The organism is Bacillus swezeyi, assembly GCF_001969815.1.
GTDB classification, from domain to species: Bacteria; Bacillota; Bacilli; order Bacillales; family Bacillaceae; genus Bacillus; species Bacillus swezeyi.
In genome coordinates, this window is sequence record NZ_MRBK01000018.1 from 1 (window position 1) to 26945 (window position 26945).

A 26945-nucleotide genomic window follows, 5' to 3' on the forward strand; every position below is an offset into this window, starting at 1 on the left:
GTTTCGTACAGTAGCATCATAACACGGTTTTTTTGAAACAATAGATCCATTAATTCCCTTTGACAAGCGATAATTGTTAATTTTGACATAAAAAAATGAAAATCCCATTCCGGCAAGGTGTAACCAAATCTCTTTTTTACACGTCTTGTCATAAACGTACCAAATGTTAAATATGTTAGATAAATTTTAATATAAAAAGAGATTGACAGCTTTTTATGAAACTTTAGATTGTAACAACCATTACAAAAGTGTTACAATAAACATCAGTTAATTAATGTAAAAATTGAATATTGTGAGAGGAGAGAGAGTTTCAGTGACTGAATCTGGACATGATCCGGCTGAAATGAAGAAAAGCAGACGATCACGGATGTGGCGGATCAACCTGTATTTCTTTGCGGTGTTCGCTTTGTTCGCGACGCTGATTGTAAAGCTGGGCCTCGTGCAAATCGTCGATGGAGAGGTATATGAGCAGGAGGCTTCAAAGACTGAAGCCAAAATTGCGTCCTATCCGGCTCCGCGGGGCAAAATGTATGATAGAAACGGGCGTGTTGTTGTCGACAACCAAAGCGTTCCCGCAATCACATATACCGTCATGACAAGCACAAAAACCAAAGAAAAAATAAGCACAGCTCAAAAACTCGCAGAATTGATCGATATTGACACATCGTTTTTGAAAGAGAGAGATTTGAAAGACTACTGGCTTGCTAAACATCCGAAAAAGGCGGCTGCGCTGCTGAAAGACGGAGAGAAAACTTTGAAGTCTGACAAAACGTATAAGCTTCAGGTTGAACGTGTTCCTCAGGAAGAGATCAGAGCGCTGGAAAAGGATAAGGAAGAGCTTGAAATCGCGGCCATTTTCAGAAGGTTTTCAGGCGGCTATGCATATGAACCGCAAATCGTCAAAGCGATGGATCCGAAAACCACTTCAAAAGACGATGCAAAACTGCTGGATGAAAAAGCTTCAAAACAGCTGCCTGCCAATGATTTGACCTATGAAGAAGTATCCCGCGTTTCCGAGCATTTGGAAGAACTGCCTGGGGTCGATGTCATTATGGACTGGACCCGCAAATACCCTTATGAAAAGACGCTGTACTCCATTTTCGGAGGCGTCACGACACCCGAACAGGGACTGATCAAAGAAAGGCAGGATTTTTATCTGACGAGGGGCTATGCCCGAAATGACAGAGTCGGAAGAAGCTATCTTGAGTATCAGTATGAAGAATATTTAAATCCTAAAAAAGCAAAAGTTCAATATACGGAAAATCGTTCAGGCGAGGTCATCAGCCAGGAAACGGTTGATGAAGGAAGGCGCGGCTACGATCTGCAGCTGGCATTCGATATGGAGCTTCAAAAAAAAGTCGATAAAATCATCGAAGAAGAGCTCAATACATTCCGCGGTTCAAATTACATGCTTGACAGAGCATTCGTCGTGATGATGGACCCGAACAACGGCGATATTCTGTCAATGTCCGGAAAGCGGATCGTCGACGGCAAAATGACCGATTATGCGATCGGTGCATTTACGACCCAGTATGAAATGGGCTCGGCTGTGAAAGGCGCGACAGTGCTGGCCGGCTATCAGAATGGCATGCCGCACGGACAGCATTACCTGGATACACCTTTACATTTTGCAGGAAAAGTCAAAAAAGGCTCCTACACCGGAAACAGCATCGGCTGGACTGATGAAGTCCGGGCGCTTGAAAAGAGTTCGAACGTTTATATGTTCCATGTCGCGATGAATATTGCAGGGGTCACATATAAACCTTATGGCTCCCTCCCGGCGGACCTAGAGGACTTAGAGAAAATGAGATATTACTACAGCCAGTTCGGCCTTGGCGTCAAAACAGGCATCGACCTGCCGCAGGAATCAGCCGGGATGCAGACGACCCCGGATGTTGTGGGGGGGCTTATTCTAGATGAAGCCATCGGACAATACGATACGTACACGCCTCTGCAGCTTGCTCAATATATTTCTGCGATTGCCAATGGCGGATACAGGGTTCAGCCGAGGATTGTGAAAAGCATCCACCAGCCTGAGAGCGAAAAGCTCGGTCCGGTCATCGAAGACCGCTCTGCCAATGTTCTCAATCAAATCAACAACTCTCAAAGCGACATCCAAATCGTCAAGCAGGGATTAAAGAGGGTTACTCAGACAGGAACAGCAGCCGGAGCATTTGGGTCTCTTGACGTATCTGGCAAAACCGGAACGGCTGAAACCCACTATTACGGCACAAACAGAAACTGGTGGGGGACTGAGACATACAATATCACCTTTGCCGGCTATTACCCATCGGAAAATCCGCAGGTTGCTTTCAGTGTTGTCGTCCCGTCTATTAACGACAAAACGAAGATGAATAAAAGAATCGCCGCCAAAATCGTCGACGCTTATGTCGATCTGCAGAAAAAATACAGCAAGGATTAGACAAAAAAGAACACGGATTTTTTCCGCGTTCTTTTTTTGTTATCAAAATTTGACGAATGCTAGAAGTTTTGAAGGAGATTCCTCGCATTTTAGCGAATCCTTTTAAGCAAAATAGTTTTAAAGAATGCTGGTCATGAATAGGGTATAAAGGAGGGATATGATGGAACAGAAAACAAAACGTTTTGAGCAATATAAGCCTCATAAGAATTTACAGGCAGTCCTTTCAGCAAACGGCCGTTTTATATACATATCTGCAAACTGCAAAAAACTTTTAAGCTATCAGCAGAATGAGCTGATCGGTACGTATTTGAAGGACTATTTACACGAGGACGATCTTTTTCTGGTAGAAAGCTATTTTTACAATGAACATCATTTGCTGCCATGCACCTTCAGATTTGTGAAAAAGGATTATACAATGATCTGGATCGAAGCATCGATTGATTTCGTGACTACCCATGTCGGAGAAAAAGAACGGGAAATCGTACTCAAAATGAGAGTGTTTGAAGACCGTCCCTCTAGGAAGAACAGCTCGAAAGAAGAGGAAGCCGATCTGAAAGAAGCAGCCAGACCTCCGGCAAAGGAGGAATTTGAAGCGATGGTTGAAGGCTTGCCCAATCCTCTGTGTATCAGCGTTCAAGGGGAAATCGTCTATGTCAATGACGCCATGGTCACCCTGCTCGGAGCAGAACATAAACAGCAAATTATCGGAAAGTATTCCTATGATTTTATTGAGAAAGAGTACCATGATATCGTCAAGAATCGAATTAAGAGGATGCAGCAGGGGCTTGAGGTCGGGATGATTGAGCAGACCTGGAAAAAACTAGACGGAACAAAGATTCATCTTGAAGTCAAATCAGCGCCGACCGTCTATCAAAACAAGAAAGCCGAGCTTCTGCTGCTCATCGATATTTCGTCAAGGAAGAAATTCCAGACCATTTTGCAAAAAAGCAGAGAACGCTACCAGCTGCTGATTCAAAACTCAATTGACACCATTGCCGTGATTCATAAAGGAAGATGGGTCTTTATGAATGAATCAGGGATTCGACTGTTTGAGGCGAAGTCATACGAAGATCTCATCGGCAAGGATATATACGAACATCTTCATCATTGTGATCATGAAGATGTAAAAGCAAGGCTGAAACGGATTACCGACCGGAAGTCTGAATCTGAGATCATCAAGCAGACATGGCATACGTTTGAAAAGCGGCTTATCTATACGGAAATGGTTTGCATTCCGACGACGTTTTTCGGGGAAACGGCCGTTCAGGTCATTTTAAGAGATATTTCTGAACGAAAGCAGACTGAAGAGCTGATGGTGCGCTCTGAAAAATTGTCGATTGCAGGGCAACTTGCAGCCGGAATCGCCCATGAAATCCGCAATCCGCTCACTGCCATTAAAGGGTTTTTACAGCTGATGAAGCCGACGATGGAAGAAAATGAACATTATTTTGATATTATCTTTTCCGAATTAAGCAGAATCGAATTGATTTTGAGCGAGCTTCTCATGCTGGCCAAGCCGCAGCAAAATGCGCTGAAAGAAAAGCTTGATCTGATCAAGCTGATTCGTGAAGTGACGGCTCTTTTAGAAACGCAGGCCAATTTGAACGGCATCATGATCAATACCAGCCTGTCAGACGAAAAAATTCATATCAAAGGAGACCAAAACCAATTAAAGCAAGTGTTTATCAACTTGATTAAAAATGCTGTCGAATCAATGCCTGACGGCGGCACGGTTCATGTAAGCGTCAAGGAGACGGATGAGTCTGTCACAGTCGAGGTTCAAGATGAAGGAGAAGGGATACCGGATCATGTCCTCAAGCGAATCGGCGAGCCTTTTCTGACGACGAAAGAAAAGGGAACCGGCCTCGGTTTAATGGTCACCTTCAACATTATCGAAAATCACAATGGAACAATCGAAGTAGACAGTAAAATGGAAAAAGGCACAACCTTTGTCATTTCCTTTCCAAAATAAATAAAAACAACGGCGTAAAAGCCGTTGTTTATGTAGTCTGTATCGACTGCCTCTTATTAAATACAAAAGACTCCAGCCGGTCCAGTCCTTCCCTTAGTGTATCAGGAGAATATGCATAAGAGATCCTCACATAGCCTTCCCCATATTCAGAAAACGAGCTGCCTGGCACGATTGCAAGCCCCTCTTCTTCAAGAAGCGATATGCAGAAATCAAAGGAAGACATTCCAAACGATTTAATGGAAGGGAAAATGTAGAATGCGCCTGACGGTTTGATGACGTCGAGCCCCATTGTCACAAGCCTGTCGTACACGTAGTCAAGCCGCTTCTTATATTGCTCCCTCATGATCAGTGCATCGTCAAATCCATTGGTGACGGCTTCCAAAGCCGCTTGTTGAGAAATGGAAGAAGCGCATGATACATTGTACTGATGGACCTTTAAGATATGTTTGGCAATTTCTTTAGGAGCAAACAAAAATCCGATTCTCCAGCCGGTCATACTGTGTGACTTGGACAGTCCTCCGATAACAATCGTCTGATCTCTTAAAACCGATGCGATCGAATGGTGCGATCTGTCAAAGGTCAGTTCGCTGTAGATCTCGTCTGACAGAACAAATACATTTCGGCCTTTTAAAAGTGAAGCGATTTCCTTCAGTTCATCCTCGGAAAGCGTCATTCCCGTCGGGTTTGACGGATAGGGGAGAACAACGCATTTTGTCTTGGGCGTCAGCGCTTCCTCGATCAACTTGGCTGTCAGTTTAAAGCCGTGAGAAGTCGTATCAATGATCAAAGGAGACGCGCCGCACATTTTGATAATCGGTTCATATCCGGGGTATACCGGTCCCGGAAGAATGACTTCATCGCCGGGTGATAAAATTGTGCGGAAAGCGGCGTCGATAGCCTGGCTGGCCCCTGTTGTGACAATGATTTCGCTCTCTGCTTCATAATTTAAATCGGCCTTTTTTTTCATATAAAGCTGAACAGCCTGCCTCAGCTCCGGATATCCGGCGTTATGAGTGTAAGATGTACGATTTTCATCTATCGCTTTTTTGGCAGCCTGTTTGACATGATGGGGCGTGAAAAAATCAGGCTGGCCGATTGTTAAAGAGATTACATTGTCATACTGGGATACAAGATTTGAGAATTTACGGATTCCTGAGATTTCAATTTCTTTTACATTTGAATTAAGCAAATGTTCCATTTTTTCATCACCTTAAAAAATGTTATGGTTTATCTTATTTTACCATCATCAGATCAGTTGTCATCTTTTAAACAATCAAATTTATGAAAACTATAACAAGTATATGCGGGAACCTTGTGTGATATGCAGACAGGCCGCTGATGACGGATTATAGAAAAATAAGACAATCTAGAGATTGCCTTATCGGTTGGTCAGCTCAATATCCATAATCTGAATCAAGGTTTTCTTTCCATGATATATAAACCTTATCTTCACCGTCTGCAACATTCTTTGCCATCTCTTCATAAACATCTTTGCTTACGTCTTCTAAAACGGTTAATTCACGACTCTTCATTAACACAATCGTTCCCATCATTAACACCTTTCTCGTTAAAATCCTTGACCATTGTAACACGATAAACCTGAAAGTCAATGAATACCTGTGTGGCGCGTACATTAATTTAAGTTTAAAAAAACGTATTACATATTGATAAAATTCGGCCTGTCTTAGTAGTATATAGAAGTCAGGTGTTAGGAGGAAGTGCATTGGAATTAAGTAAACATGAAACCGCTCCTTCTGCTGGGAGCGAATATGCCGGCATCGGCTCGCGTTTTTTGGCTTCCCTTCTCGATGGAATCATTCTAGGGATTCCGCTGTATATCATCTGGGCTGTTTGTGCAACGCTGATGATTATGGGAGATCTCGAAGTCGTGCGCATCCTTGAGAAAAACCCCGATTATGTCACAAATCAGGAATTCTTTTTTGTTTTGGTTGGGTTTCTGAAAGTCATGGGGATTTTGGCAAGCATCTCATTTATCGTATATTTACTTTATTTCACGCTGATGGAGTCATCGAAATGGCAGGCAACACTCGGCAAGAAAATCATGGGCATTCAGGTGGTGGAAGCAGAGGGCGAAAGACTCTCTTTCGGCCGTGCTGCCGGACGCTTTCTAGCCAGAAGCTTTTTATCCCCGATTTTATTGATCGGCTACATTTTAGCGTTTTTCACAGAAAAACGGCAGGCGCTTCATGATCTGTTGGCCGGAACAATCGTCATAAAAAAATAACGGACAAAAGACAGCACGCTTTCAGCTTGAATGCGTGCGTGCTGTGTTGTGCAAAACATTCTGCAAGACGGCAAGATTAAAAAATTGAGGAGGCATGCTTCCATGGATATTCAGCCGGAACATGAACGGGCTGCAGAACGGGCGCGGAGAACAGGGATCAAGCTGTTTTTGACGCTGCCGATTCTCTCTTGGGCATTATACGATTTTGCAAATACGATTTTTTCGTCAAACATTGTGACGATCTTTTTCCCTTTTTATTTGCAGGAGATCGTGGGGGAGAACGCCAGTATGAATCAAGTGGCGAGTACATTTATATCATATTCAAATGCCGCGGCAAGCTTTTTGCTCGTCATTTTTACGCCCTTGTTCGGGGTGTTGATTGACCGCACAGGCAGAAAAAAAAGATATATCGGTGTGTTTACGCTGATTAGCGTAGCCTGCACCATCTTAATGGGAGTTTTTGCGGGTCTGCCTTTTCAGCAGACGGTATACGGCCTTCCTTTATCTTTGATTCTCGTTGTTGTCATGTTTGTGACCGCGAAGTTTTTTTACCATTCCAGCTTGGTGTTCTATGATACGATTTTGGCTGACTTAGGAACGAAAGAAGAGATCCCTCTCCTCTCCGGATTTGGAATAGCGGTGGGGTATATCGGCACATTGGTCGGTTTAACCGTTTACCTCATGGTCGGCAATCATGATTTTCATCAAGCATTTATTCCTTCTGCTCTTTTATTTCTGCTTTTTTCTCTTCCTTATCTCATTTTCACGAAAGAGCGGAGAAAGCCTGAAGCAAAAGAGAAAAAATCGTTTTTCAGCGGGTACAGAGAGATCATGCGGACGTTTAAAGACATTCGTTTATACCGCCCCGTTTTTTTATTTATGATCGCCTACTTTTTTCTCAATGATGCGCTTGCTACAGCGGTGGCGATGATGGCGGTCTATTCGAAAACGATTATCGGCTTTACGACAGGCCAGTTTATTCTGCTTTATCTTGTCTCAACCGCTTCAAGCATCATCGGCTCATTTCTGCTTGGATATGTGACGAAGCGGATAGGGGCCAAAAAAGCGGTCAGCCTCGTTGCCGCCATTTTAATCATTGCTTTGACCATCGCCGTATTCACTTCTTCAGCAGCACTGTTTTGGTTCGCGGGCAGTCTTTTTGGAATCGCGCTGGGAGGAACATGGGTTGCATCAAGGACATTGATTATTGAACTGACCCCGGAGCATAAAAGAGGCGAGTTTTTCGGCTTGTTTGCTTTATCCGGAAAAATCTCTTCCATATTCGGCCCGCTTCTTTACGGTTCGATTACCCTGATGTTTAAAGACCTTGGAAACACCGCAAGCAGAATGGCTTTCGGTTCTCTGATTCTACTCGCTGCCATCGGGCTTATCATTCATCAAAATGTAAAAGCAAAAGCTTGAGAAGAGCATCAACTTTTAAAGAAAGACGCCGATATAAAAGGTACAACACAAAGTAGGATAGAGAGGGATATCAGTGTCTTTAAACCAACAGGAAATTTTATTAAGTTCCGGAACCAATGAATTAGAAATTGTGAAGTTCGAAGTTGGTCACAACATTTTCGGCATAAATGTAATGAAAGTCAGAGAAATTATTCAGCCCGTTGACATCACGAAAGTGCCTCATTCCCATCAACATATGGAAGGGATGATTACGCTGCGCGGAGAAATTCTTCCCGTCATTGATCTATTCTCTTTCTTTAATGTGGAGCATGGAGAAGAAGTGAATCAGGAAAAATACATTGTCACCGAATTCAACAGGCGGAAAATCGTGTTTCATACAGGCGCGGTCTCGCAAATTCACCGGGTGTCATGGGAGGAAATTGAAAAACCGTCAGCTTTGAATCAAGGAATGGAAAGGCATCTGACCGGCATCATTAAGCTTGATGGAGAGATGATTTTCCTTCCTGATTACGAAAAAATTATTTATGATCTTGAATCAGAATCAGGCATTAACCCTTATCAGATGAAAGATGAGAAGTATGATCAGAGACGCACTGACAAAAAGCTGCTCATTGTCGAGGATTCTCCTTTGCTGCTTCGCCTTTTGGTGGAAAAGCTGAATGAAGCGGGATACAATAACATCGTGTCGTATGAAAACGGCAAAGAGGCTTATGACCATGCCCTCCAATTGATGGAAGACGGTACCCCTCTCCATGAAAAGGTCGATTTGATGATCACCGATATTGAAATGCCGCAAATGGACGGACATCGATTAACAAAGCTGCTAAAAGACAATCCGTTAAGTTCAGAGATGCCGATATTGATTTTCTCTTCCCTGATTACGGACGACCTTCGCCATAAAGGGGAAAGAGTCGGCGCAGATGAACAGATCAGCAAACCTGAGCTTAACGAGCTGATCGAGAAGCTGGACAAATATATTTTCAAACAATAAAAAAGCCTCTTTCCGAGGCTTTTTTGATTGTTTAAAAATAGCTTTCACCGAGCTTCTTGAATACGGGTTTTGTCGAAGGCCGCTTTCTGTTGGTGACGAGCGGTTTTTCTTTCATTCCCGTGTAGTTTTGAAGAAGCTGTTTGGCTACGTTCAAAGACATATGAGCTTTAGGGTTCCGATACGAATGATTTAGTGTACCTAAGTGCGGAAGATTTACGAAGTCTTCTTTAGTTGGAGGCATGTGAAAAAAGTAGTCTCCGAGAGAAATCAGCACATCTGACTGCTGCTGGCTGAATCTTGGGTTTTTTGAAAAGTGAAGTCCTACCTTTTTACCTTTTCCTTCGTTGACCAGCTTTTGTAAAGCTTTCTTTTTCAGGACATACAGGTATTTGGGATTAGTTGCGGTTTTGGCATGGCGATTGACTGTGTAAATCGCTTTTGAAAGGTTCTCAATCGTTGGCTTTAATTCTTTAGTATGATTATGGTCGTCCATTTTTTCTCTCCTATCCATTCGTTCCTCATCACCTCCTAAAGATGTAAGGCTTATGTCTAAATTATACGAAATACAAAAGAAAATGCAAATATATCATAGAAAAAACGCGCGAATTTTTAATGAATCGCGCGTTTTCGCCTTATAAAACTGAGTTTATTTTTGTTTTTGTATTTTTTTGTCTCTTCAATGAAGATTGGATGTCGATTTCCGTGCTCTCGGCGCTTAATTTAGGCAAGGCGATAAAATAATATAACGCAGCCAGCAGAATAACTCCCGCCAATCCGTAATATATATAATCTACATCGGTAATGATGCTTGGAAATAAGACAGCGATCAGACCAAGAGCCGAGGATTGCGCCAGCATTGTGAGCGGATCCGTCCAGCCGCTGACCCTTCCCATCAGCTTCGGATGAACGATTTTAGGTATCCATCCTCCAAGGGCTGTATTGACCGGGCCGATGCATATCCCGGCCAAAAACGCAGCCAAATAATATACAGGCAAATGATCTGTAAACCCAAGCAGAATAATAAATATTCCAGCGATAAAAATCGGCACCGACATCATATATTCCGGTTTCACCTTTTTTTCAAGCAGAGCGGCGACGGCGATCCCGGTCAAAAGTCCGATACCAAGAACGATTGTAAAAAGCGATGTATGCCACTCATAACTGTCGGGGGACAGCTCATACTTCATTTTAAACATCGGCAGGACCGAAAGCCCTCCGCTTACAAGCCCGAAAACAAAATATCCGAACACGAGAGAGGTCAGCAGTTTATTTTTTAATATATAAACGATGCCTTCCTTAAAATCGTGCATTGAATCTTTGATGGTGATGTTTGTCCAGCCTTTTTTCCCATTTGGCTGCCGCGCTTCAAGCGGAATATCGCATGAGCGGATCAAAAAGCCGGAAACAATAAAGCTGATCAAATCGAGAGCGATCGCTCCATGCAGGCCGATCGTCTTATACATAAAGGCTCCCAGCCCTACGCCGAACAGCATGAATAAGCTGAAAAGCATTTGATTAAGCCCGGCCGCTTTGGCATATTGATCTTTTCTCAAAATCGCCTGAACCAAACTGGCTTCAGCCGGATAGAAAAATTTTGTCACCGCGCTTCTGATAAACAGAATGAAAAACACAAGCGGTATGATTTGCAGATATAAAACAAAAAAGAGAACGACAGTCAAACCCGCTCTGATCCAGTCACAGTTTTCCGCTACCTTCTTGCGGTCAAAACGGTCAGCGACCACCCCGACAATAAAGAAAACGAAAATCGTCGGCAAAGAGTACATCAGCTCGGCGATTGTCGTATATGCCGGCTGGCTGCTGAATCGGTCGAGCAAGAAAAAAGCGAAAGCCATATTTCCAACTGTCGTTCCCATTTGAGAAGCGAAAGCTGCGAAAAAAAGTCGGACGAAATTACGATTTTTAAAAATATCCATATATACGCTCCTTACCCTAAAGGTCCCACTATATCTTAATATAAGACTTTATAATGTTCAAATTTGTTTTTCCTGGAATGTCATGACTTATGGTGTAATGGACACTCGGGTTCCGTTAGGCACGATAGAAGCAAGTTCCACAACATCCTGATTGTGCATGCGGATACATCCTCTTGAAACAGCTTTGCCAATTGACGCAGGGTTATTCGTCCCATGGATGCCGTAATGTTGTTTTGACAGGCTTAACCAATAGGCGCCGAAAGGTCCGCCCGGATTTGGCTGCCGGTTGACAATGACAAATTCACCTCTTGGCGTTTGTGTAAGGATTTTTCCGACGGCAATCGGATATGTTTTCATCAATCTGTTCTGATCAAACAATTGCAGGGTTCTGGCGCTGAGAGAAACGACAATCCGATAAGGGATGGTATCCGGATCTCTGATCTCGGGGATGATAATGGTCTGGCCGGCATTGACCCGGCCGCCGTTCAAACCTGGATTTGCCCGAACAAGTGCATCGCGCGATGTTCGAAAATCGAGGGCGATGCTTTCCAGTGTTTCTCCCGGCTTTACTTGATACTTTAGCAATGTTAATAACATCTCCTTTTCAGCAAAACGAAAAAGGAGCCTTTTCCGCTGCTTATATATAGACGGAAAGAGGCTGTGGAAGTTTCGTTTTTTTTATTAAGATGAGGTTAAAAGGAGCGGGAATTTTTTCTATTTTTCTTAATGTATGCAGATACATCTCTTTTTGAGCCGAAGGACCAGTTATAATTTACTGTGATTCCAATTGAAATACGGTAATTTCGGGCTTTGACAGAAAACGGAGGGGCAGCCTCGTTGTTCCGATACCGCGATTGACGTAGATTTTCATTCCGTCACGCTCATACATCCCTTCCGTATAAATTTCTCCGTATGGAGGGGTGATCAGGGGACCGAATACAGGGAGCTGGACCTGTCCTCCATGGGTATGTCCCGATATTTGCAGATTGACGGGGTAATCCTTTGCTGTTAATGCAGCATCGGGTTCATGGACAAGCAAAATCGAAAATGCCTTTTCGCTCAGTTTGGAGAGAATGGCTTCATAGTTTGGTTTGCCGAGCATTAAATCATCGAGTGAAGCCAGCTCGATCATGCTGCCGTCGATCAATTCAAGTGTCATAAAGTCATTTCGCATGACGCGAAAACCGGCGGAGGCCATTAGTGTCTGATAGACTTTTGTCCCGTAGCCGCCGTGATCATGATTGCCGTAAATCGCGATCTTTCCGTAAGGGGCGCTGAGCTTTTTCAATGCTTGTACAGCCCGCTCATGGTCTTGAAAGTGATGCGGTTTATCAATTAAATCGCCGCTGAATACGATGAGATCCGGGTTGAGGCGATTCACTTGATGGACGATATCCATTAGCTCGTCTGCTGTAAAGTATTCGCTTAAATGGGTGTCGCTGAACTGGACGATCCGAAATTTGTCAAACCCTTTAGGAATCAGCGGGTGTTTGATGGGAATAACATTTGTCTCAAGCATGTGCGGTTCAAGATAACGGGCATAGCCAAAGCCCCCCGCTGTCGTTAAAATGCCTGCTGCGGTCAGGCCTAGAAGCCCTTTTAGAAAATGTCTTCTGGACAGATTTTTCATAATCAACCAACCTTTAATAGAATCACTACATTATATCATCTGAGAGAGCCAATCAGGACAATCCGCGAGTTTTGTTAATTTTTTTTAACCGATATGATAAACTATAGATTGAATGAATACTCATTCATGACAAGGGGGATGAATATGGATAGAAAAGTTGTAATCGTTACCGGCGGATCGAACGGAATGGGAAAAGCGATTGCCAAAAAGCAGGCTGAAGAGGGCTGGAATGTGATGATTGCGGGGAGAACACAAGAAACGCTTGAAGCTGCAAAAGAAGAAATCGAAACATTTGCAGGACAAGTCGCGATATGCCAAATGGATGTCCGATCGGCTGAAGGTGTAGAACAGATGATAAATGAAACGTCCGCCCGGTTCGGCACGATAGACGCTTTGGTGAACAATGCGGCGGGCAATTTTATCTGTCCGGCAGAAAAGCTGTCAGTCAACGGGTGGAAGGCTGTCATCGACATCGTTTTAAATGGAACATTTTTTTGCAGCCAGGCGGCCGGTCGATATTGGATCAAACATCAGAAAAATGGCCAGATTTTAAATATGGCGGCGACCTATGCATGGGGCGCCGGTGCCGGCGTCGTTCATTCCGCGGCCGCAAAAGCCGGCGTGCTTTCTTTGACGAGAACGCTGGCCGTCGAGTGGGGGAGGACACACGGCATCAGGGTCAATGCGATTGCACCGGGACCGATTGAAAGGACGGGCGGAGCGGAAAAGCTGTTCGAATCGGAAGAGGCGGTTCTTTCGACGATTAAAAGCGTTCCTTTGGAAAGGCTCGGTACGCCTGAAGAAATCGCTGGGCTTGCCTCTTTTTTGCTGTCTGAACAAGCCGGGTATATCAACGGGGAGTGTGTGACGATGGACGGCGGACAATGGCTTAACACCCGGCCGTTTTAAGATTTCAAATTTTAAGGTGCGAGCCGGTATGGTATAATCATACAAAGATGAGAAGCAGGTGATATGCCATGTTGGATCCACTCGATATTTTAACAAACATTGAAGATGTCACTCCACACTATCAGCCCATTTTCAGTGCTGAAGAGCAGAAGATAATCGGCTATGAAGTGCTGGGGCGCATTGAGGTAGAATCCGAAGTTCAGAGTCTTGGGCCTTTTTTCTCTGATCCTTCCATTCCTGAAGAATATAAGACAGAGGTCGATCTCAGAGTGATCCGTCAGGCGCTTGATCATTTTTTAGACAGTGAACGCGACCTTTTGATCTTTATTAATCAAGATGCAAAATGTGCTGATGATGGATCACGGAGAATCGTTCCTCGACCTTTTGATGGAGTATCGCGAAAAGGGGCTCGAACTGGACCGTTTCGTCATTGAAATTACCGAGCAGCATTTTGAAGGGGATATTGAGCAGCTGCATCATTTGCTGACGTACTACCGTACATACGGCATTAAAGTGGCTGTTGATAATATCGGAAAAGGAAGCAGCAATCTCGACAGAATCGCGCTTCTTTCCCCTGATCTGCTAAAGATCGACCTTCAGCCGCTCAAGATGTCTTCCCCTTCGCCTTCCTATGAATATGTGCTTTACAGCATCTCATTACTTGCCAGAAAAATCGGCGCCGCTTTACTCTATGAAGATATCGAGGCGAACTTTCAGCTTCAGTATGCCTGGAGAAACGGAGGCCGCTTTTTTCAGGGGCAGTATCTGCAATTGCCGGGGGCACAGTTTGTCGAACGGGATTTACTGAAGGATCGGTTAAAGGCGGAGTTTCATCAATTTATCGCCCATGAGAAAAAGAAGCTTGAGATCCTCTATGATCACTCGGAAAAGTTTTATAAAAGGGTTCATCAGCTTGTCACTTCAATTAAAAAAACGAGTCAAACAGATGATGATTTTCTCTTAACCCTTGGTAAAGAACTGACCGACTGCAGCTTCAGAATTTACATGTGCAATGGAGACGGTGTACAGCTGACCAAAAACGTATTCAAGAATGGCGGAGCATGGGTTTTTCAGCCTGAGTACATCGGCAAAAACTGGAGCTGGCGTCCGTATTTCTTAGAGAACATTATGAGAATGCGAACGATGAGAAAAGGATTTTTCAGCGATTTGTACAGCGACATTGAAACAGGAGAAATGATCAGAACGTTTTCTTATCCGATGGATGAAGAGCTGTATCTGTTCATTGACCTGTCCTACTCTTATTTATATGAACAGGATGGTTTAATTTGAAAAGCGGCGACAAAGCCGCTTTTTCTTTTGGAAAAAATGAATCTTTGAAGGTTTATTTTGCGTATATAACGGTAATGAGGAAATATATATGCTAAAAAAGAGGTGACTCATATGAAGAACGTTTGGTTCTCCCTTATCAGCATGCTTTTAGCCGCTATGGCCTTTTTTCATCATTCAGATGCAGCACAGGCAAGTGAAAAGCCGACAAGGGAATCGCTGTTTGAGACCCTTGAATCGATATCAGCTGTTCATGAGAGGCTGACGGAAAAAGAAAGAACGAAAAAAGACATGATTTCCCTTTTAGAGCCTTATATGGAGCATGATTTTGCAGCCCGGTATGTAGACGCGAATGCCTTTAAGGATGAGAAAGGCTGGATTTTTTACGGAACTGACGCACCGGAGCTGGCGATTCCGTTCTTCAGCTATGATGAGAAAACAAAAGTCGCAGAGGCTGATGGACATTATACGGTATATGAGTTTATCGGACATCAAAACGGAGGGCCGGTCTCCTATGATAATGATTATTTGACAGTCACCATAAAGAACAAAGAAGGAAGCTTCAAAGTCGCGAATATCGGTCAAACTGACACAAGGCCGTCCGGAAACGAGATTTTGCCGGAAAAAGCTTCGGAAGAAAAACAAAACCCAGAATTTTTTGAAAGCGGGCGGTCAGAAAAAGAACCCGCATTTCCGCTTTTTGTGATTGATTTTAACTGGTCATTGGCTGGTTTTTTGCAATAAAAAAAGAATTTGAAGAAAACAGTTGACAATGATAGTGATAATCATTATCATTTAACTATAGAGAGATGAACCTCTCTGTTCCCCAACCCCTCTATCAGATCAAGATTTAAAAAACTTGGCGCTGCCCCCGCCAAGTTTTTTATTTGCAGAAAAGCCTTGGCCATGGCCAAGTTTTTTTGTGTAACCGGAATAAGACAATCAGCATATTCCATAAATCTAACTTATGACCGGCTGCAGCCAAAAAAACGCTGTTCTCCTCTCTGCAAAAAACATTTTTCATGTATGACATTCCAAAGAAAACTCAAACTATAAAAAGCGGTTTTACTTTTTTCTGATATGAAGAGGAAAAATGTCATCGGCTGATACTTTGTGGTATGATGCGTGTAGAACTTGTATTATAATTAATACTTGTTGATCCTGAAGTTGTTTTTTTGAAAGGAGTCTTTTCTAGAATGTCACAATTAATGGGTATCATCACGAGACTGCAGAGCCTTCAAGAGACTGCGGAGGCTGCCGGCGAACCGACGCAGCGTTATTTCGAAGTGAACGGTGAAAAAGTATGCAGTGTAAAATACTTTGAAAAAAACCAAACATTTGAGCTGACAGTTTATCAAAAAGGAGATAAGCCTACGACATTTCCGTTTGACAACATCGATATGATTTCAATCGAAATCTTTGAACTGCTTCAGCAATAGGAGGATATGCAATGAAAGCTTTTCCAAGCGTTATTTGTCCGCATTGCCGGCACATGCAGGCTATTGATCAAGTCCTGACAGCCCAGTCCAATCAAAATGTCATTTATTTATGTGACAGCTGCGGATTCAGCTTGAAAAATATACCGACAAAAAAAGGGTAGCAGAAGAATCGTTCATCTTCGGTGCAGATCATAAATGAAAAGGGGCATTTCAATGGCTGATTCTTTTCTTTTTTACAATCTTTCTGAAGATCAAATGACATTTTCTGAAGTGATCGGGAGGCTGAAGGCGTTCATTCTCCAAGATCCGCGCGCAAGCTATCTGCTTTCCGTCGGAACGGACTCTCAAATCCATCAGAATTGTACAAAGTTTATCACTGCTATTCATTTGCATCGCAAAGGCAAAGGTGCATGGGGCTGTTTAAAAAACACGATCGTGAAAAGACCGATACATAGCCTCAGGGAGAAAATATCGCTGGAAACAGCTTACAGCCAAGAAATTGCAGCATACCTTCTGAATGACTATTTTACCGAAATCACAGATCTGCTTCTTCCGTTTACAGACGAGGGAGCAGATTTAACCCTTGAGGTTCATTTGGATATCGGAAAAAAAGGGATTACAAAGGATTTAATCCAGGAAATGACGGGACGGATTACCTCGATGGGGATCAGTGCCAAAATTAAACCAGACTCCTATACCGCTTCCAGCTACGCGAACCGTTATACAAAATAATTGTTTGAAAGAAAATCGCACAGATGTCGAATTGTGCGGTTGACGTTTAATTTTTTATTTCATATTCTAGCCCTATAGAGACTAGAGAGAAGATATCTTCTGACTCTAGCTAAATCAATTAGGGGGCTGGTTAAGATGGAACGCTTTTCAGAAGAAGAGAGAAAACTGTTGCTGAATGTACTATTGAACCATGAATACGCCGTGGAACTATTAAGCAGTGAGATCAATGATATAGAAACGGGTACAAAAAATGTGGATAGCCACACATATAAAAAGCTGGTTACCTTATATGACCGCGTCCGGTCTGAAAATTAGGCCAGATTATATCAATTGATACTCATCAGAGTATCTTTTTTGTTTCATGGCCAGCTTTTAAATGGTAAACTGACCTTTGAAAGAAAGGAAAGTTTTCGACAAATACCGATAAAGTTTATATTATTGTCGTATAGGGAAAACATGCGTTGATGGATTAAAGTTTGAAAGGGAGTCGAAGAATCATGATTAATTTGCAATCAGATGAACTTCTTGAAACCACAGTTGGTCAATTTATGATCGATGCTGATAAAGTAGCCCATGTACAGGTCGGAAACAATCTGGAACATGCCCTCCTCGTCCTGACGAAAACCGGTTATACAGCGATCCCTGTACTTGATGCGTCTTTTCGTTTGCACGGATTGATCGGGACCAACATGATTATGGATAAAATTTTTGGGCTTGAAAGAATCGAATTTGAAAAGCTTGACCAGCTTCATGTAGAAGAAGTGATGCTGACCGACATTCCCCGCCTGAAGACAAATGACCCCATCTTAAAGGGATTCGGTCTGGTGATCAACCATGCTTTTGTATGCGTCGAAAATGAAGATCAGGTTTTTGAAGGCATTTTTACGCGGCGGGTCGCTTTAAAACAATTAAACAAACATCTCCGGACGTTGAATAAATAGGCGCAGCAGCGGCCTATTTTTCATTTGCAGCGGTTTCATTTTCCCTAAGGACCCAAGCGAGTCTTCCACTGACATTCCCCAAAGTCCGTTTTCCTGCTTGATTAAGAAATAATAGTTTGCTTAAAATGTATGATAAGAAAAACTTATTGGAATGAGGAATGCCCATGCAGCTTCAGGAGCTTTACATGCTTGTCGTTCTGGCAGAAGAGTTAAATATGCGAAAAGCGGCTGAACGTTTGTTTGTTTCACAGCCGGCCTTGTCACAGCGCCTGCAGACCATTGAGAAATCATGGGGTACGAAAATTTTTTTGCGGTCACAAAAAGGTCTTACCGTAACGAGCGCTGGAGAAAAAATCATCCAGTTTGCAAGAGACGTGACGATCGAACAGGAGAAGGTGCGGGAGAATATTGATGAACTGGAAGGAGAAATTCACGGAACGCTTAAATTGGCGGCTGCTTCGATTATCGGCCAGCACTGGCTTCCTAAGGTTTTGAAAACATATGTCAAACAATATCCAAACGTCAAGATTTCTCTCATCACAGGCTGGAGCAGCGAAATGCTGAAAAGCCTTTATGAAGACCACGTCCACATCGGCATTATAAGAGGAAACCCCGAGTGGAAAGGGCTAAAACATTATGTAATGAGAGATGAATTGTACCTCGTCGACACGGAGATTCAAAACATCGAGGATATCACAAAAACCGAACGGCCGTTTATTCAATTTAAAAGCGACAGCACCTATTACCAGGAAATCCAGCATTGGTGGCATCAAACATTCAAGACGTCGCCGAAACAGACGATCATCGTCGATCAAATCGAAACCTGCAAACAAATGGCACTTCACGGAATCGGCTATGCGATTCTCCCCTCTATAACGCTTCACGGCAGCGGAAACCATGTTCATAAAATCCCTTTGCTTGATGCAAAAGGAAATGCCATCGGAAGAGATACATGGCTTTTGGGATATGAACCCGCATTCCAGCTCAAACAAGTCCAGGCGTTTGCAGAGGTTGTCAAAGCATGCTCATCAATTGAATAACCATCAAAAAAGGCAGTGCTTCCAAAGGGAAGGCCGCCTTTTTTGATATCTTCTATTGACATTGATAATCATTATCACTTAAAGTGTATCTATATAATAATGAAAATCATTATCATTTACTTGAGGTGGTTCAGTTGTCTAAAGCGTTGATTGCGTTTGCCAGCATGTCTGGCAATACAGAAGATATAGCGATGATGATCAAAGATGTACTGACAGAGCATTCATTTGAAGTCAGATGCCAGGAAATGGATGATGTGGACATCGATTCACTTTCTGAATTTGATTACATTTTAATCGGCACATACACATGGGGAGACGGTGATCTTCCTTATGAAGCGGAAGCGTTTTATGAAGAGGTTTCTTCAATGGATCTAAAAGGGAAAAAGGCGGCTTGTTTTGGTTCTGGAGACTACGCATATCCGAAGTTCTGTGAAGCGGTAAACACGTTTTACAGCATGCTTGAGCATACGGGAGCCGATCTATTTGCGGAAACCCTTAAAGTAGAGCTTGCTCCTGAAACAGATGAGGATATAGAGTGCTGCAAAGAATTTGCTGCAAGCTTTATCGGGTGGGTACAACATCAAAACCGGCAGGCAGAGCCGCATGTTTCATAAAGGTGCAACAGCTGTAGCGTCCGCCAAACATTCGGGATACTTTGTCGCCATAAAACGGGAAGGCATTTTCCACTATTCATCTGAGAAAGGCTGGATCAAGCTTTTTCAATTGAAAAGCAAAATCTGCTCCATTACATATATCGGCCATTATTTGTTCGGAGTGGGCGAGTCAGGAACGATCATCAGATCGTCTGATCAAGGCATGACATGGTCTCTGTCCAGTTTTCCGACAAATGCAACGATATGGTCCATTACGGGCCGAAAAGACGGATTTGTATGTGCGCACGGGAAACATTGCATCTACGTGTCCGACGATTTCGGAGTGTCCTGGCAAATCGTCAAGCCGTTTTCCGATTTGCTCAATCCCCCTGTTATCCGTTCTCTCTGCCTTCATGAAAACCGTCTCTACATCGGAACGCAGATCCATGAAATGCACGGCGGTGTATGGGCTTATGATTTAGATCACGAAACGGCTTTTTTGGTGAAAAAAGAAACAGACCGCATGACAGCTTCCATGATAGCCTTTGGCGGGAAGTGGCTTGTGTGTGCGACGGGATCGAAAAAAGGGAAGCACGGAGCCGTCGATATCCTCAACATTCATACGAATGAAGACATACGAATCAAGCCGGACATTGAAGAAAAAGAAGAATCCTTTCTTGATGTATCGGAAGACAACGGGATTATTTATGTTACATCAGCTCAAGACCGCGACGGATTCTCGAGAATCTATCAGCTTGCTTTTTTTGAAAGGGAGCTGAAATGGTTTGACACCATTAAAGGGCACGGATTCAGAGTGGCCAATCAAAAAGAAAATTTCTTTTGCGCAGGTCTCTATGAATGCAAATTTGTCAGGCCATATGAACAATCTGCAACAGCCCATTAATTTTAAATGCGTTTTTAGGAGGAGTCACCATGGGGAAAGTTTTACTTGTTTATGCAAGCATGTCCGGCAACACGGAAGCGATGGCGGACTTAATTGAGAAAGGCCTTTTAGAAGGAGAAGCTGAAGTAGACCGCCATGAAGCGATGGATGTTGACGCAGAGCTTTTTAACGACTATCAGCACATCGTATTTGGCGCCTATACATGGGGGGATGGTGAGCTCCCTGATGAGTTTTTGGATATTTATGAAGATATGGAAGGCATGGATTTCAAGGACAAGACGTTTGCCGTTTTTGGTTCGGGGGATACTTCTTACGAGCACTTTTGCGGAGCTGTCGACATCCTCGAAGACAAAATCAAGGAGCTTGGCGGAAACGTAGGGCTTCCGTCGGTCAAAATCGAAATGAACCCGGAAGGCGAGGAAGAAAATATGTTGCTTGCATTCGGCAGGGAATTTGCCAAAATATGCGAGGTGCCTGCTTGATGTATACAAAGAGGAAATGGGACGGCCCTTTCCTTTTTTTCTTGTCTTTAAATCTTACCTTTGATACAGTTATGAGGAGAAAAATAGAAGGAGGACTTACATAATGAAAATGATGGATGCAAATGAAATTATTTCATTTATTCAAAATAGTAAGAAATCAACACCTGTCAAAGTGTATGTGAAAGGCGATCTTGAAGGAATTGATTTCGGCCCTTCTGCACAAACGTTTATCACGGGAAACACAGGCGTTGTTTTTGGAGAATGGGACGAGATTCAAGCTGCGCTTGAAGCGAACAAAAGCAAAATCGAAGACCATGTAATTGAAAATGACCGCCGCAATTCAGCCATACCAACACTTGATTTGAAAAACATTAAAGCGCGGATCGAACCGGGCGCGATCATTCGCGATCAAGTTGAAATCGGCGATAATGCCGTGATTATGATGGGAGCTTCCATCAACATCGGATCTGTGATCGGTGAAGGAACGATGATCGACATGAACGTCGTGCTCGGCGGACGGGCTACCGTCGGCAAAAACTGCCACATCGGAGCCGGGGCTGTGCTTGCCGGTGTCATTGAGCCTCCTTCTGCAAAACCTGTCGTCATTGAAGATGAGGTTGTGATTGGTGCGAACGCAGTCGTTCTTGAAGGTGTGACAGTCGGAAAAGGAGCAGTTGTTGCAGCCGGCGCCATCGTTGTCGAAGATGTTGAGCCTTACACTGTAGTCGCTGGTACACCTGCGAAAAAAATCAAAGACATCGACGAAAAAACAAAAGGCAAAACTGAAATTAAACAGGAATTGCGCCAGCTTTAATCAGCGGCATCAAAGAAGTGCGTGGATGTAGCAATCCACGCCTTTTCATATAGGCGGGAGGTTCGAAAAGATGAAAATGGAGCAATTGGCAGCGATTCGAAGAGATCTGCATCAAATTCCGGAACTCGGTTTTCATGAATATAAAACCCAGGCTTATATTCTGAACCATTTGCAGCAGTATCCCGAAAACAGGCTTGAAATCGAAAAGTGGAAGACCGGCTTGTTTGTGAAGGTAAAAGGGACTGCGCCTGAAAAGATACTAGCGTACAGGGCCGACATGGACGGGCTCTCGATACAGGAACAAACAGGCTATGCCTTTTCTTCCGTCCACCCGGATAAGATGCATGCGTGCGGCCACGATTTTCATATGACGATTGCCCTTGGCATCATCGATCATTTCGTCCATCATCCGGTTAAACAGGATCTTCTGTTTTTGTTTCAGCCGGCTGAAGAAGGACCGGGCGGGGCGGAACCGATGCTTGAAAGCGACATGATGAAAAAGTGGGAGCCCAGCATGATCACGGCACTGCATATCGCACCGGAGCTTCCTGTCGGCACGATCGGGACAAAAAGCGGGCTGCTCTTTGCCAATACTTCAGAGCTTGTCATTGAGCTTGAAGGAAAGGGAGGACATGCGGCATATCCGCACCTTGCCGAAGACATGGTGGTGGCGGCCAGTTCACTGGTCACCCAGATGCAGTCGATCGTGGCCAGGAACGTAGATCCGCTGGACAGCGCGGTTATCACCATCGGGACGATCACGGGGGGATCGGCTCAAAACATCATCGCTCAGGAAGCCAAACTGGAGGGAACGATCAGGACGCTCTCACCTTCATCAATGGATGAGGTGAGGAAACGGATCGAAGCGATGGTACAAGGCCTTGAAACAGCATATCACTGCAAGGGAAAAGTCAGCTATCCTGCCGCATATCATCAGGTCTACAATTCAAGCGATTTAGTCGAAGATTTTATGCAGTTTGTTTCTGAAAACGGCCTTGCTGAAGTGATCCGTTCAAAAGAAGCGATGACAGGGGAAGATTTCGGCTACATGCTGAAAAAATATCCCGGCTTTATGTTTTGGCTCGGCGTCGACTCTCCGTACGGGCTTCATCACGCCAAACTGCAGCCGAAAGAAGAAGCGCTTGAGACAGCCGTTCGCGTCATGACTGCTTATTTGTCAGCTTGCGCCCAATGAGATGCACAGACCGGTATAAAATACAGGCAAATGTGGCATCTTAAATGGTGGAGGTGTTTCTTCATGTCGAAAAAAATCGGAATTGAACAATCTCTTTCAGATGTTGAGGCTGCTTTAAAGGAAAAAGGGTATGAGGTTGTATTGATGAAAACAGAAGATGATGCAAAAGGCTGCGACTGTTGTGTTGTCACCGGCTTGGATACTGACATGCTTGGAATTTCGGATACGATGACAGGGGCGTCCGTCATTCAAGCGACAGGTATGACAGCAGATGAAATCTGTCAGCAGGTTGAGCAAAAACTTCATTAATCAGACAATAAAACCGAAGTTCATGCTTCGGTTTTAACTTGTTTACAAATGTTATCCGAGCCCGAGCTCATATGTTGTTTCCTTTCTTGGCAACGTGTTACACTTTAGATGTGAAGATCTCAAAGAAGAATCACTGCTAATTTAAATTTATTATCAATTAATATTGACTAAAAAAACTATTAGCATTATAATTAATTATGTGATGTTATTAACTAAATGAGAATTTAATATTTAAATTCTCATTTTGATATGGGTAGCTGAACCCAAAAATATCATTGGAGGGATACATAAAATGGCAGAACGTATGGTAGGTAAACAAGCACCTCGCTTTGAAATGGAAGCTGTACTTGCAAACAAAGAATTCGGTAAAGTAAGCCTGGAAGAAAACATGAAAAATGACAAGTGGACTGTTCTTTTCTTCTACCCAATGGACTTCACTTTCGTATGTCCGACAGAAATTACCGCGATGTCTGACCGCTATGACGAGTTCGAAGACCTTGATGCAGAAGTCATCGGTGTATCAACTGACACAATCCACACTCACCTGGCTTGGATCAACACAGACCGCAAAGAGAACGGTCTTGGCCAATTAAAATATGCACTTGCTGCAGATACTAACCATGAAATATCCCGCGAATACGGCGTATTAATCGAAGAAGAAGGTGTAGCGCTTCGCGGATTGTTCATCATCAACCCAGAAGGTGAGCTTCAATACCAAACTGTTTTCCATAACAACATCGGCCGTGACGTTGATGAAACATTGCGTGTTTTACAAGCGCTGCAAACAGGCGGACTTTGCCCTGCAAACTGGAAACCAGGTCAAAAAACACTTTAATTTCGTCTCTTATAGATGAAGCAGGATTGGAAAGGTCTAACATTTGTTAGACCTTTTTCATCGACTAAATCACAATGGAGGAAAAAACATGAAATTACGTCAGCCTATGCCAGAGCTAACTGGCGCAAAAGAATGGTTAAACGGAGAAGTGGCAAAAGAGCAGCTTATTGGTGAAAAGCCGACACTGATCCATTTTTGGTCAATCAGCTGCCACTTATGCAAAGAGGCAATGCCGCAAGTCAACGAGTTCCGCGACCAATACAAGGATAAGCTGAACGTTGTTGCCGTGCATATGCCGCGTTCGGAAGACGATTTGGACATCAATAAAATTAAAGAGGTAGCAGCTGAACATGACATTACACAGCCGATTTTTGTTGACAGCGAGCATAAATTAACGGATGCTTTTGAGAATGAATATGTCCCTGCTTATTATGTATTCGACAAGACAGGTCAGCTTCGCCATTTTCAAGCTGGAGGCAGCGGAATGAAAATGCTCGAAAAACGTGTAAACCGCGTTCTTGCCGAAACAGAACAATCTGCTGAATAAAATAAAAAGCCCCGTTTCCTGGGGTTTTTTATTTTAGCCCGGCCTGCGCTTCAAAAAAATCAAAAAAATTTCCGCTATCCGCCCCTCTCTTTAAATGAATCTTAAGACACTGTTTATTTCGTTTAGTAAGCCTTATGTCCCATTTTTGATTAAGGAGCATTTTGGCTCGCCCGCCCGCGCAAAAGACGGCGGTTTCGACACGTGAAATCTGCCAATTTTGAATATTCTGGATTTATAAGCCGGAATGATCACCGTTTTCTCACACTTTCCATTATTGTTGATCAGATCCTTCAACTCCTAAATTATGTTCATTCAAAAAGTATTTTTCTAGGTTTCTTCATTATTTACCATTTTTCGACATGGATGATAAAGTAGGTCAAAATGCTTCAAAAACTCCTGCAAAGTCAACCTTCACGGAAATTTAGTTCTATTTTCTTAACGGGAAAATACAGTAGAAAAACGAAAAAATAGTTGATAAAATTAGTTTGGTAATCTAATATTTTTATTAGAAGGTTTATTTATTCTGATAGGAGGGCAAAAACGGTATGTTTAACGAGAGGGAAGCATTGCGTTTAAGATTAGAGCAGCTAAATGAGGCTGAGGTTAAAGTCATTAGGGAGTATCAAATTGAGCGTGACAATATCTATGCAAAGCTGCGCGAATTGGATCGTCCATCCAGCTTTAATGATACAAAAAAAGATTTTCGCCCAGAGCGGAAAAGTGAATCGCTCCCGGTTTTAGCTGAATTAGCTGCACAGGAGATGAAAAGCTACCAGCAGCAGCCGCAAGCATCTCAAAAAAACCAGCAGCAGACTTCTCAGCAAGCCTCCGCACTGCCAGCTGGAATTCCAGACGGTACGACAAGGCGCAGAAGGGGTACGGCCCGTCCGGGTTCTAAGGCTGCAAAATTGCGTGAAGCAGCAATTAAAACATTGAAACGCCACAACGCGGCAATCAAAAGTTCCGAGCTTCAAAAAGAAATTGAGAAAGAAAGCGGACTCGAGATCCCTAACATGACAACTTTCATGCAGAGCTTGATTAAAATGTACCCTGAAGTCAAAAAACCGTATCGGGGTCAATATATATTAGAGGGCGAAATCTCTACTGAGACAGAGCAGCAATAGGTTTAATCCTGGCTTTTCCAGATAGCGCTTGCAATTTTATAGGGAAAGAACGGCGGCCGATTTGAATGCCGCCGGCCAGTCAAACTGCTTGAGAAAAACGGCTCAAGCAGTTTTTTTGTATAAACCATTTTTTTCCTTAAAGTTGTATTTAATTTAATGGTTTTGTTTCCTTATCCGTTCGATTGATTTTATAGACCCATTTTTGAGGAGATGATTCCTCTTCTTTATTCTGTTTTTTCCATTCCTCAATTTTATGTTCCATTTTATCATCGTTCGTCTGGATAATACTCAGCTGTTTATGAAGGAGATCAACTTGTTCTGTTACCGATTGAAGAACCGTCTCAATCTGCTCTGAGCGTTCGAATATATCGTTGTCTTGCCCAAGTGTTTTCTCTGTTTGCTGATAGGTATCAATATCAGCAAAATGAGAAGCAATCCACTTATCGCTCTCATCGAGCTGCCTTTTATAGGAAAGAATCGTTTCGTAAAACAATGATTCCTTCGTTTTTTCAGCTTCCAGCAGCCGGCTTTTCGTATCTGCGACCCGCTCTTTTAGCAAAGCTACATCTGATTCAAGCTGTTTAAACTGAAGGCTTTTAGCGTGAAGCTCATCTTTCAGCCGCCCATTCTCCTTCGTTATATGTTTAAGTTCTTTTTCGGTTTTTTGCCGGGATATTTTTTCATTTTCTGTATTGAATTTCTCATTTTCTATTTGTCTATGTAAGCCCTTTTTCTCCTCTTCGGATTTTACGTTTGCCAAGTGAAGACGGTGCTTTTCTTCAATTTCTTGTTTCCTCATATAGGTTTCTTTTTGAAGAAGCTCCTGCAGCATCACGATTTTACTCAATAACTCGCTTTTGGTGCGGCTGAGCGTTTCGGCCGACTCGTCCTGATTGTTAGCCCTAATCCGCTCCAGCTCCAATGTCAGCTGATCAAGCTGCTGTCTCATGGCGGCATTTTCTTGATTGAGCTTATGGTTCTTTTGACGAAAATAACTTGCCTCGAGCTCATGAATCAATTGATGGCATCTGGCCAGCTCCGCTTTTAAAAATAGATTTTCCTGGGACAAATCGTGAAAGAAAGGCAGTGAACCTGTTGTTTTTTTCATGGTGATCCAGCTCCCCCTAAAGATGTTACAACTACAATATGCAAAAGTCGGACCGTTCATGTCTTCTGAA

Annotated in this window: 28 protein-coding genes and 2 pseudogenes; 23 read left to right on the forward strand and 7 right to left on the reverse strand. The window is 43.2% G+C overall.

Annotated features, from left to right (window positions below; translation table 11 throughout):
• Positions 1-313: 313 nt before the first annotated feature.
• Both BTA30_RS15340 and BTA30_RS15345 read left to right on the forward strand, forming a co-directional pair.
• Positions 314-2422 carry a peptidoglycan D,D-transpeptidase FtsI family protein gene (locus BTA30_RS15340; protein WP_076762187.1) on the forward strand — a complete coding sequence of 703 codons (2109 nt, stop codon included), beginning with the start codon at positions 314-316 and terminating at the stop codon, positions 2420-2422.
• 160 nt (positions 2423-2582) lie between these two features.
• Positions 2583-4394, forward strand: coding sequence for a PAS domain-containing protein (locus BTA30_RS15345; RefSeq protein WP_076762188.1), 1812 nt, complete (start codon positions 2583-2585; stop codon positions 4392-4394).
• 17 nt (positions 4395-4411) lie between these two features.
• Here BTA30_RS15345 and BTA30_RS15350 read toward each other — a convergent pair.
• Positions 4412-5592 (reverse strand): annotated as a pseudogene (locus tag BTA30_RS15350) (aminotransferase A); the annotation flags it as partial.
• A gap of 196 nt (positions 5593-5788) precedes the next feature.
• Positions 5789-5944 (reverse strand): hypothetical protein, encoded by a 156-nt coding sequence (locus tag BTA30_RS23270; protein WP_162274724.1) that lies wholly within the window; start codon positions 5942-5944, stop codon positions 5789-5791.
• A gap of 173 nt (positions 5945-6117) precedes the next feature.
• On the opposite strand from BTA30_RS23270, the gene BTA30_RS15360 reads away from it, so the two are divergent.
• The 3 genes from BTA30_RS15360 (at position 6118) to BTA30_RS15370 (ending at position 9052) form a co-directional block, all read left to right on the forward strand.
• Entirely contained in the window at positions 6118-6639 is a 522-nt protein-coding gene (locus tag BTA30_RS15360; RefSeq protein ID WP_076762191.1) for an RDD family protein, read from the forward strand.
• Positions 6640-6741: 102 nt separating this feature from the next.
• Entirely contained in the window at positions 6742-8061 is a 1320-nt protein-coding gene (locus BTA30_RS15365; RefSeq protein WP_076762192.1) for an MFS transporter, read from the forward strand.
• 73 nt (positions 8062-8134) lie between these two features.
• Complete coding sequence (locus BTA30_RS15370) at positions 8135-9052, forward strand: chemotaxis protein (protein ID WP_076762193.1); 918 nt, start codon at positions 8135-8137, stop codon at positions 9050-9052.
• 31 nt (positions 9053-9083) lie between these two features.
• Here the strand turns inward: BTA30_RS15370 and BTA30_RS15375 are convergent, their stop codons facing one another.
• From BTA30_RS15375 to BTA30_RS15390, 4 genes are all read right to left on the reverse strand, one after another.
• Positions 9084-9545, reverse strand: a complete 462-nt coding sequence (locus BTA30_RS15375; protein ID WP_076762194.1) for a YkyB family protein — start codon at positions 9543-9545, stop codon at positions 9084-9086.
• Between the two features lie 139 nt (positions 9546-9684).
• Entirely contained in the window at positions 9685-10986 is a 1302-nt protein-coding gene (locus BTA30_RS15380; protein ID WP_076762195.1) for an MFS transporter, read from the reverse strand.
• 87 nt (positions 10987-11073) lie between these two features.
• The gene (locus tag BTA30_RS15385; protein ID WP_083696907.1) at positions 11074-11571 is read right to left on the reverse strand and encodes a L,D-transpeptidase family protein; all 498 of its coding nucleotides are present in this window, start codon (positions 11569-11571) and stop codon (positions 11074-11076) included.
• Positions 11572-11758: 187 nt separating this feature from the next.
• Positions 11759-12616 carry a metallophosphoesterase gene (locus BTA30_RS15390; protein WP_076762197.1) on the reverse strand — a complete coding sequence of 286 codons (858 nt, stop codon included), beginning with the start codon at positions 12614-12616 and terminating at the stop codon, positions 11759-11761.
• A 144-nt stretch (positions 12617-12760) separates the two neighbouring features.
• Here BTA30_RS15390 and fadH point away from each other — a divergent pair, with 144 nt between their 5' ends.
• The 18 genes and pseudogenes from fadH (at position 12761) to rok (ending at position 25767) form a co-directional block, all read left to right on the forward strand.
• The gene (gene fadH / locus BTA30_RS15395) at positions 12761-13525 is read left to right on the forward strand and encodes a 2,4-dienoyl-CoA reductase (RefSeq protein ID WP_076762198.1); all 765 of its coding nucleotides are present in this window, start codon (positions 12761-12763) and stop codon (positions 13523-13525) included.
• Between the two features lie 68 nt (positions 13526-13593).
• Positions 13594-14815, forward strand: a pseudogene (locus BTA30_RS15400) (EAL domain-containing protein).
• A gap of 111 nt (positions 14816-14926) precedes the next feature.
• On the forward strand, positions 14927-15556 hold the full coding sequence (locus tag BTA30_RS15405) for a DUF3993 domain-containing protein (protein ID WP_076762199.1): 630 nt from the start codon (positions 14927-14929) through the stop codon (positions 15554-15556).
• 452 nt (positions 15557-16008) lie between these two features.
• Positions 16009-16251, forward strand: coding sequence for a YkuJ family protein (locus tag BTA30_RS15410; protein WP_076762200.1), 243 nt, complete (start codon positions 16009-16011; stop codon positions 16249-16251).
• 11 nt (positions 16252-16262) lie between these two features.
• A complete protein-coding gene (locus tag BTA30_RS23445; RefSeq protein WP_094777343.1) occupies positions 16263-16412 on the forward strand; it encodes a hypothetical protein in 150 nt (49 codons plus the stop codon).
• Positions 16413-16464: 52 nt separating this feature from the next.
• Positions 16465-16983, forward strand: a complete 519-nt coding sequence (locus tag BTA30_RS15415; RefSeq protein ID WP_076762201.1) for a ribonuclease H-like YkuK family protein — start codon at positions 16465-16467, stop codon at positions 16981-16983.
• A gap of 135 nt (positions 16984-17118) precedes the next feature.
• A complete protein-coding gene (gene abbA / locus BTA30_RS15420) occupies positions 17119-17298 on the forward strand; it encodes an antirepressor AbbA (RefSeq protein WP_076762202.1) in 180 nt (59 codons plus the stop codon).
• Positions 17299-17480: 182 nt separating this feature from the next.
• Positions 17481-17924 (forward strand): cyclic-di-AMP-binding protein CbpB, encoded by a 444-nt coding sequence (gene cbpB / locus BTA30_RS15425; protein ID WP_076762203.1) that lies wholly within the window; start codon positions 17481-17483, stop codon positions 17922-17924.
• A 164-nt stretch (positions 17925-18088) separates the two neighbouring features.
• Positions 18089-18964 carry a transcriptional regulator CcpC gene (ccpC, locus tag BTA30_RS15430; protein ID WP_076762204.1) on the forward strand — a complete coding sequence of 292 codons (876 nt, stop codon included), beginning with the start codon at positions 18089-18091 and terminating at the stop codon, positions 18962-18964.
• 134 nt (positions 18965-19098) lie between these two features.
• The gene (locus tag BTA30_RS15435; protein ID WP_076762205.1) at positions 19099-19578 is read left to right on the forward strand and encodes a flavodoxin; all 480 of its coding nucleotides are present in this window, start codon (positions 19099-19101) and stop codon (positions 19576-19578) included.
• The gene (locus BTA30_RS15440) at positions 19568-20461 is read left to right on the forward strand and encodes a WD40/YVTN/BNR-like repeat-containing protein (RefSeq protein ID WP_076762206.1); all 894 of its coding nucleotides are present in this window, start codon (positions 19568-19570) and stop codon (positions 20459-20461) included. Before BTA30_RS15435 ends, BTA30_RS15440 begins: the two co-directional genes overlap by 11 nt.
• A 29-nt stretch (positions 20462-20490) precedes the next feature.
• Positions 20491-20943 (forward strand): flavodoxin, encoded by a 453-nt coding sequence (locus tag BTA30_RS15445; RefSeq protein ID WP_076762207.1) that lies wholly within the window; start codon positions 20491-20493, stop codon positions 20941-20943.
• A gap of 103 nt (positions 20944-21046) precedes the next feature.
• Positions 21047-21757, forward strand: a complete 711-nt coding sequence (gene dapD / locus BTA30_RS15450; RefSeq protein ID WP_076762208.1) for a 2,3,4,5-tetrahydropyridine-2,6-dicarboxylate N-acetyltransferase — start codon at positions 21047-21049, stop codon at positions 21755-21757.
• Between the two features lie 70 nt (positions 21758-21827).
• Positions 21828-22952: an N-acetyldiaminopimelate deacetylase gene (locus BTA30_RS15455; RefSeq protein ID WP_076762209.1), complete on the forward strand. Its 1125-nt coding sequence runs from the start codon at positions 21828-21830 to the stop codon at positions 22950-22952.
• A gap of 63 nt (positions 22953-23015) precedes the next feature.
• A complete protein-coding gene (locus BTA30_RS15460; RefSeq protein ID WP_076762210.1) occupies positions 23016-23261 on the forward strand; it encodes a YkuS family protein in 246 nt (81 codons plus the stop codon).
• A 292-nt stretch (positions 23262-23553) separates the two neighbouring features.
• A complete protein-coding gene (gene ahpA, locus BTA30_RS15465; RefSeq protein WP_076762211.1) occupies positions 23554-24096 on the forward strand; it encodes a biofilm-specific peroxidase AhpA in 543 nt (180 codons plus the stop codon).
• A gap of 88 nt (positions 24097-24184) precedes the next feature.
• A complete protein-coding gene (locus BTA30_RS15470; RefSeq protein WP_076762212.1) occupies positions 24185-24643 on the forward strand; it encodes a TlpA family protein disulfide reductase in 459 nt (152 codons plus the stop codon).
• A 545-nt stretch (positions 24644-25188) separates the two neighbouring features.
• Entirely contained in the window at positions 25189-25767 is a 579-nt protein-coding gene (gene rok, locus BTA30_RS15475; protein ID WP_076762213.1) for a transcriptional regulator Rok, read from the forward strand.
• A gap of 148 nt (positions 25768-25915) precedes the next feature.
• On the opposite strand, the gene BTA30_RS15480 is transcribed toward rok, so the two are convergent.
• Positions 25916-26875 carry a coiled-coil domain-containing protein gene (locus tag BTA30_RS15480; RefSeq protein ID WP_076762214.1) on the reverse strand — a complete coding sequence of 320 codons (960 nt, stop codon included), beginning with the start codon at positions 26873-26875 and terminating at the stop codon, positions 25916-25918.
• Between the last annotated feature and the right edge of the window lie 70 nt (positions 26876-26945).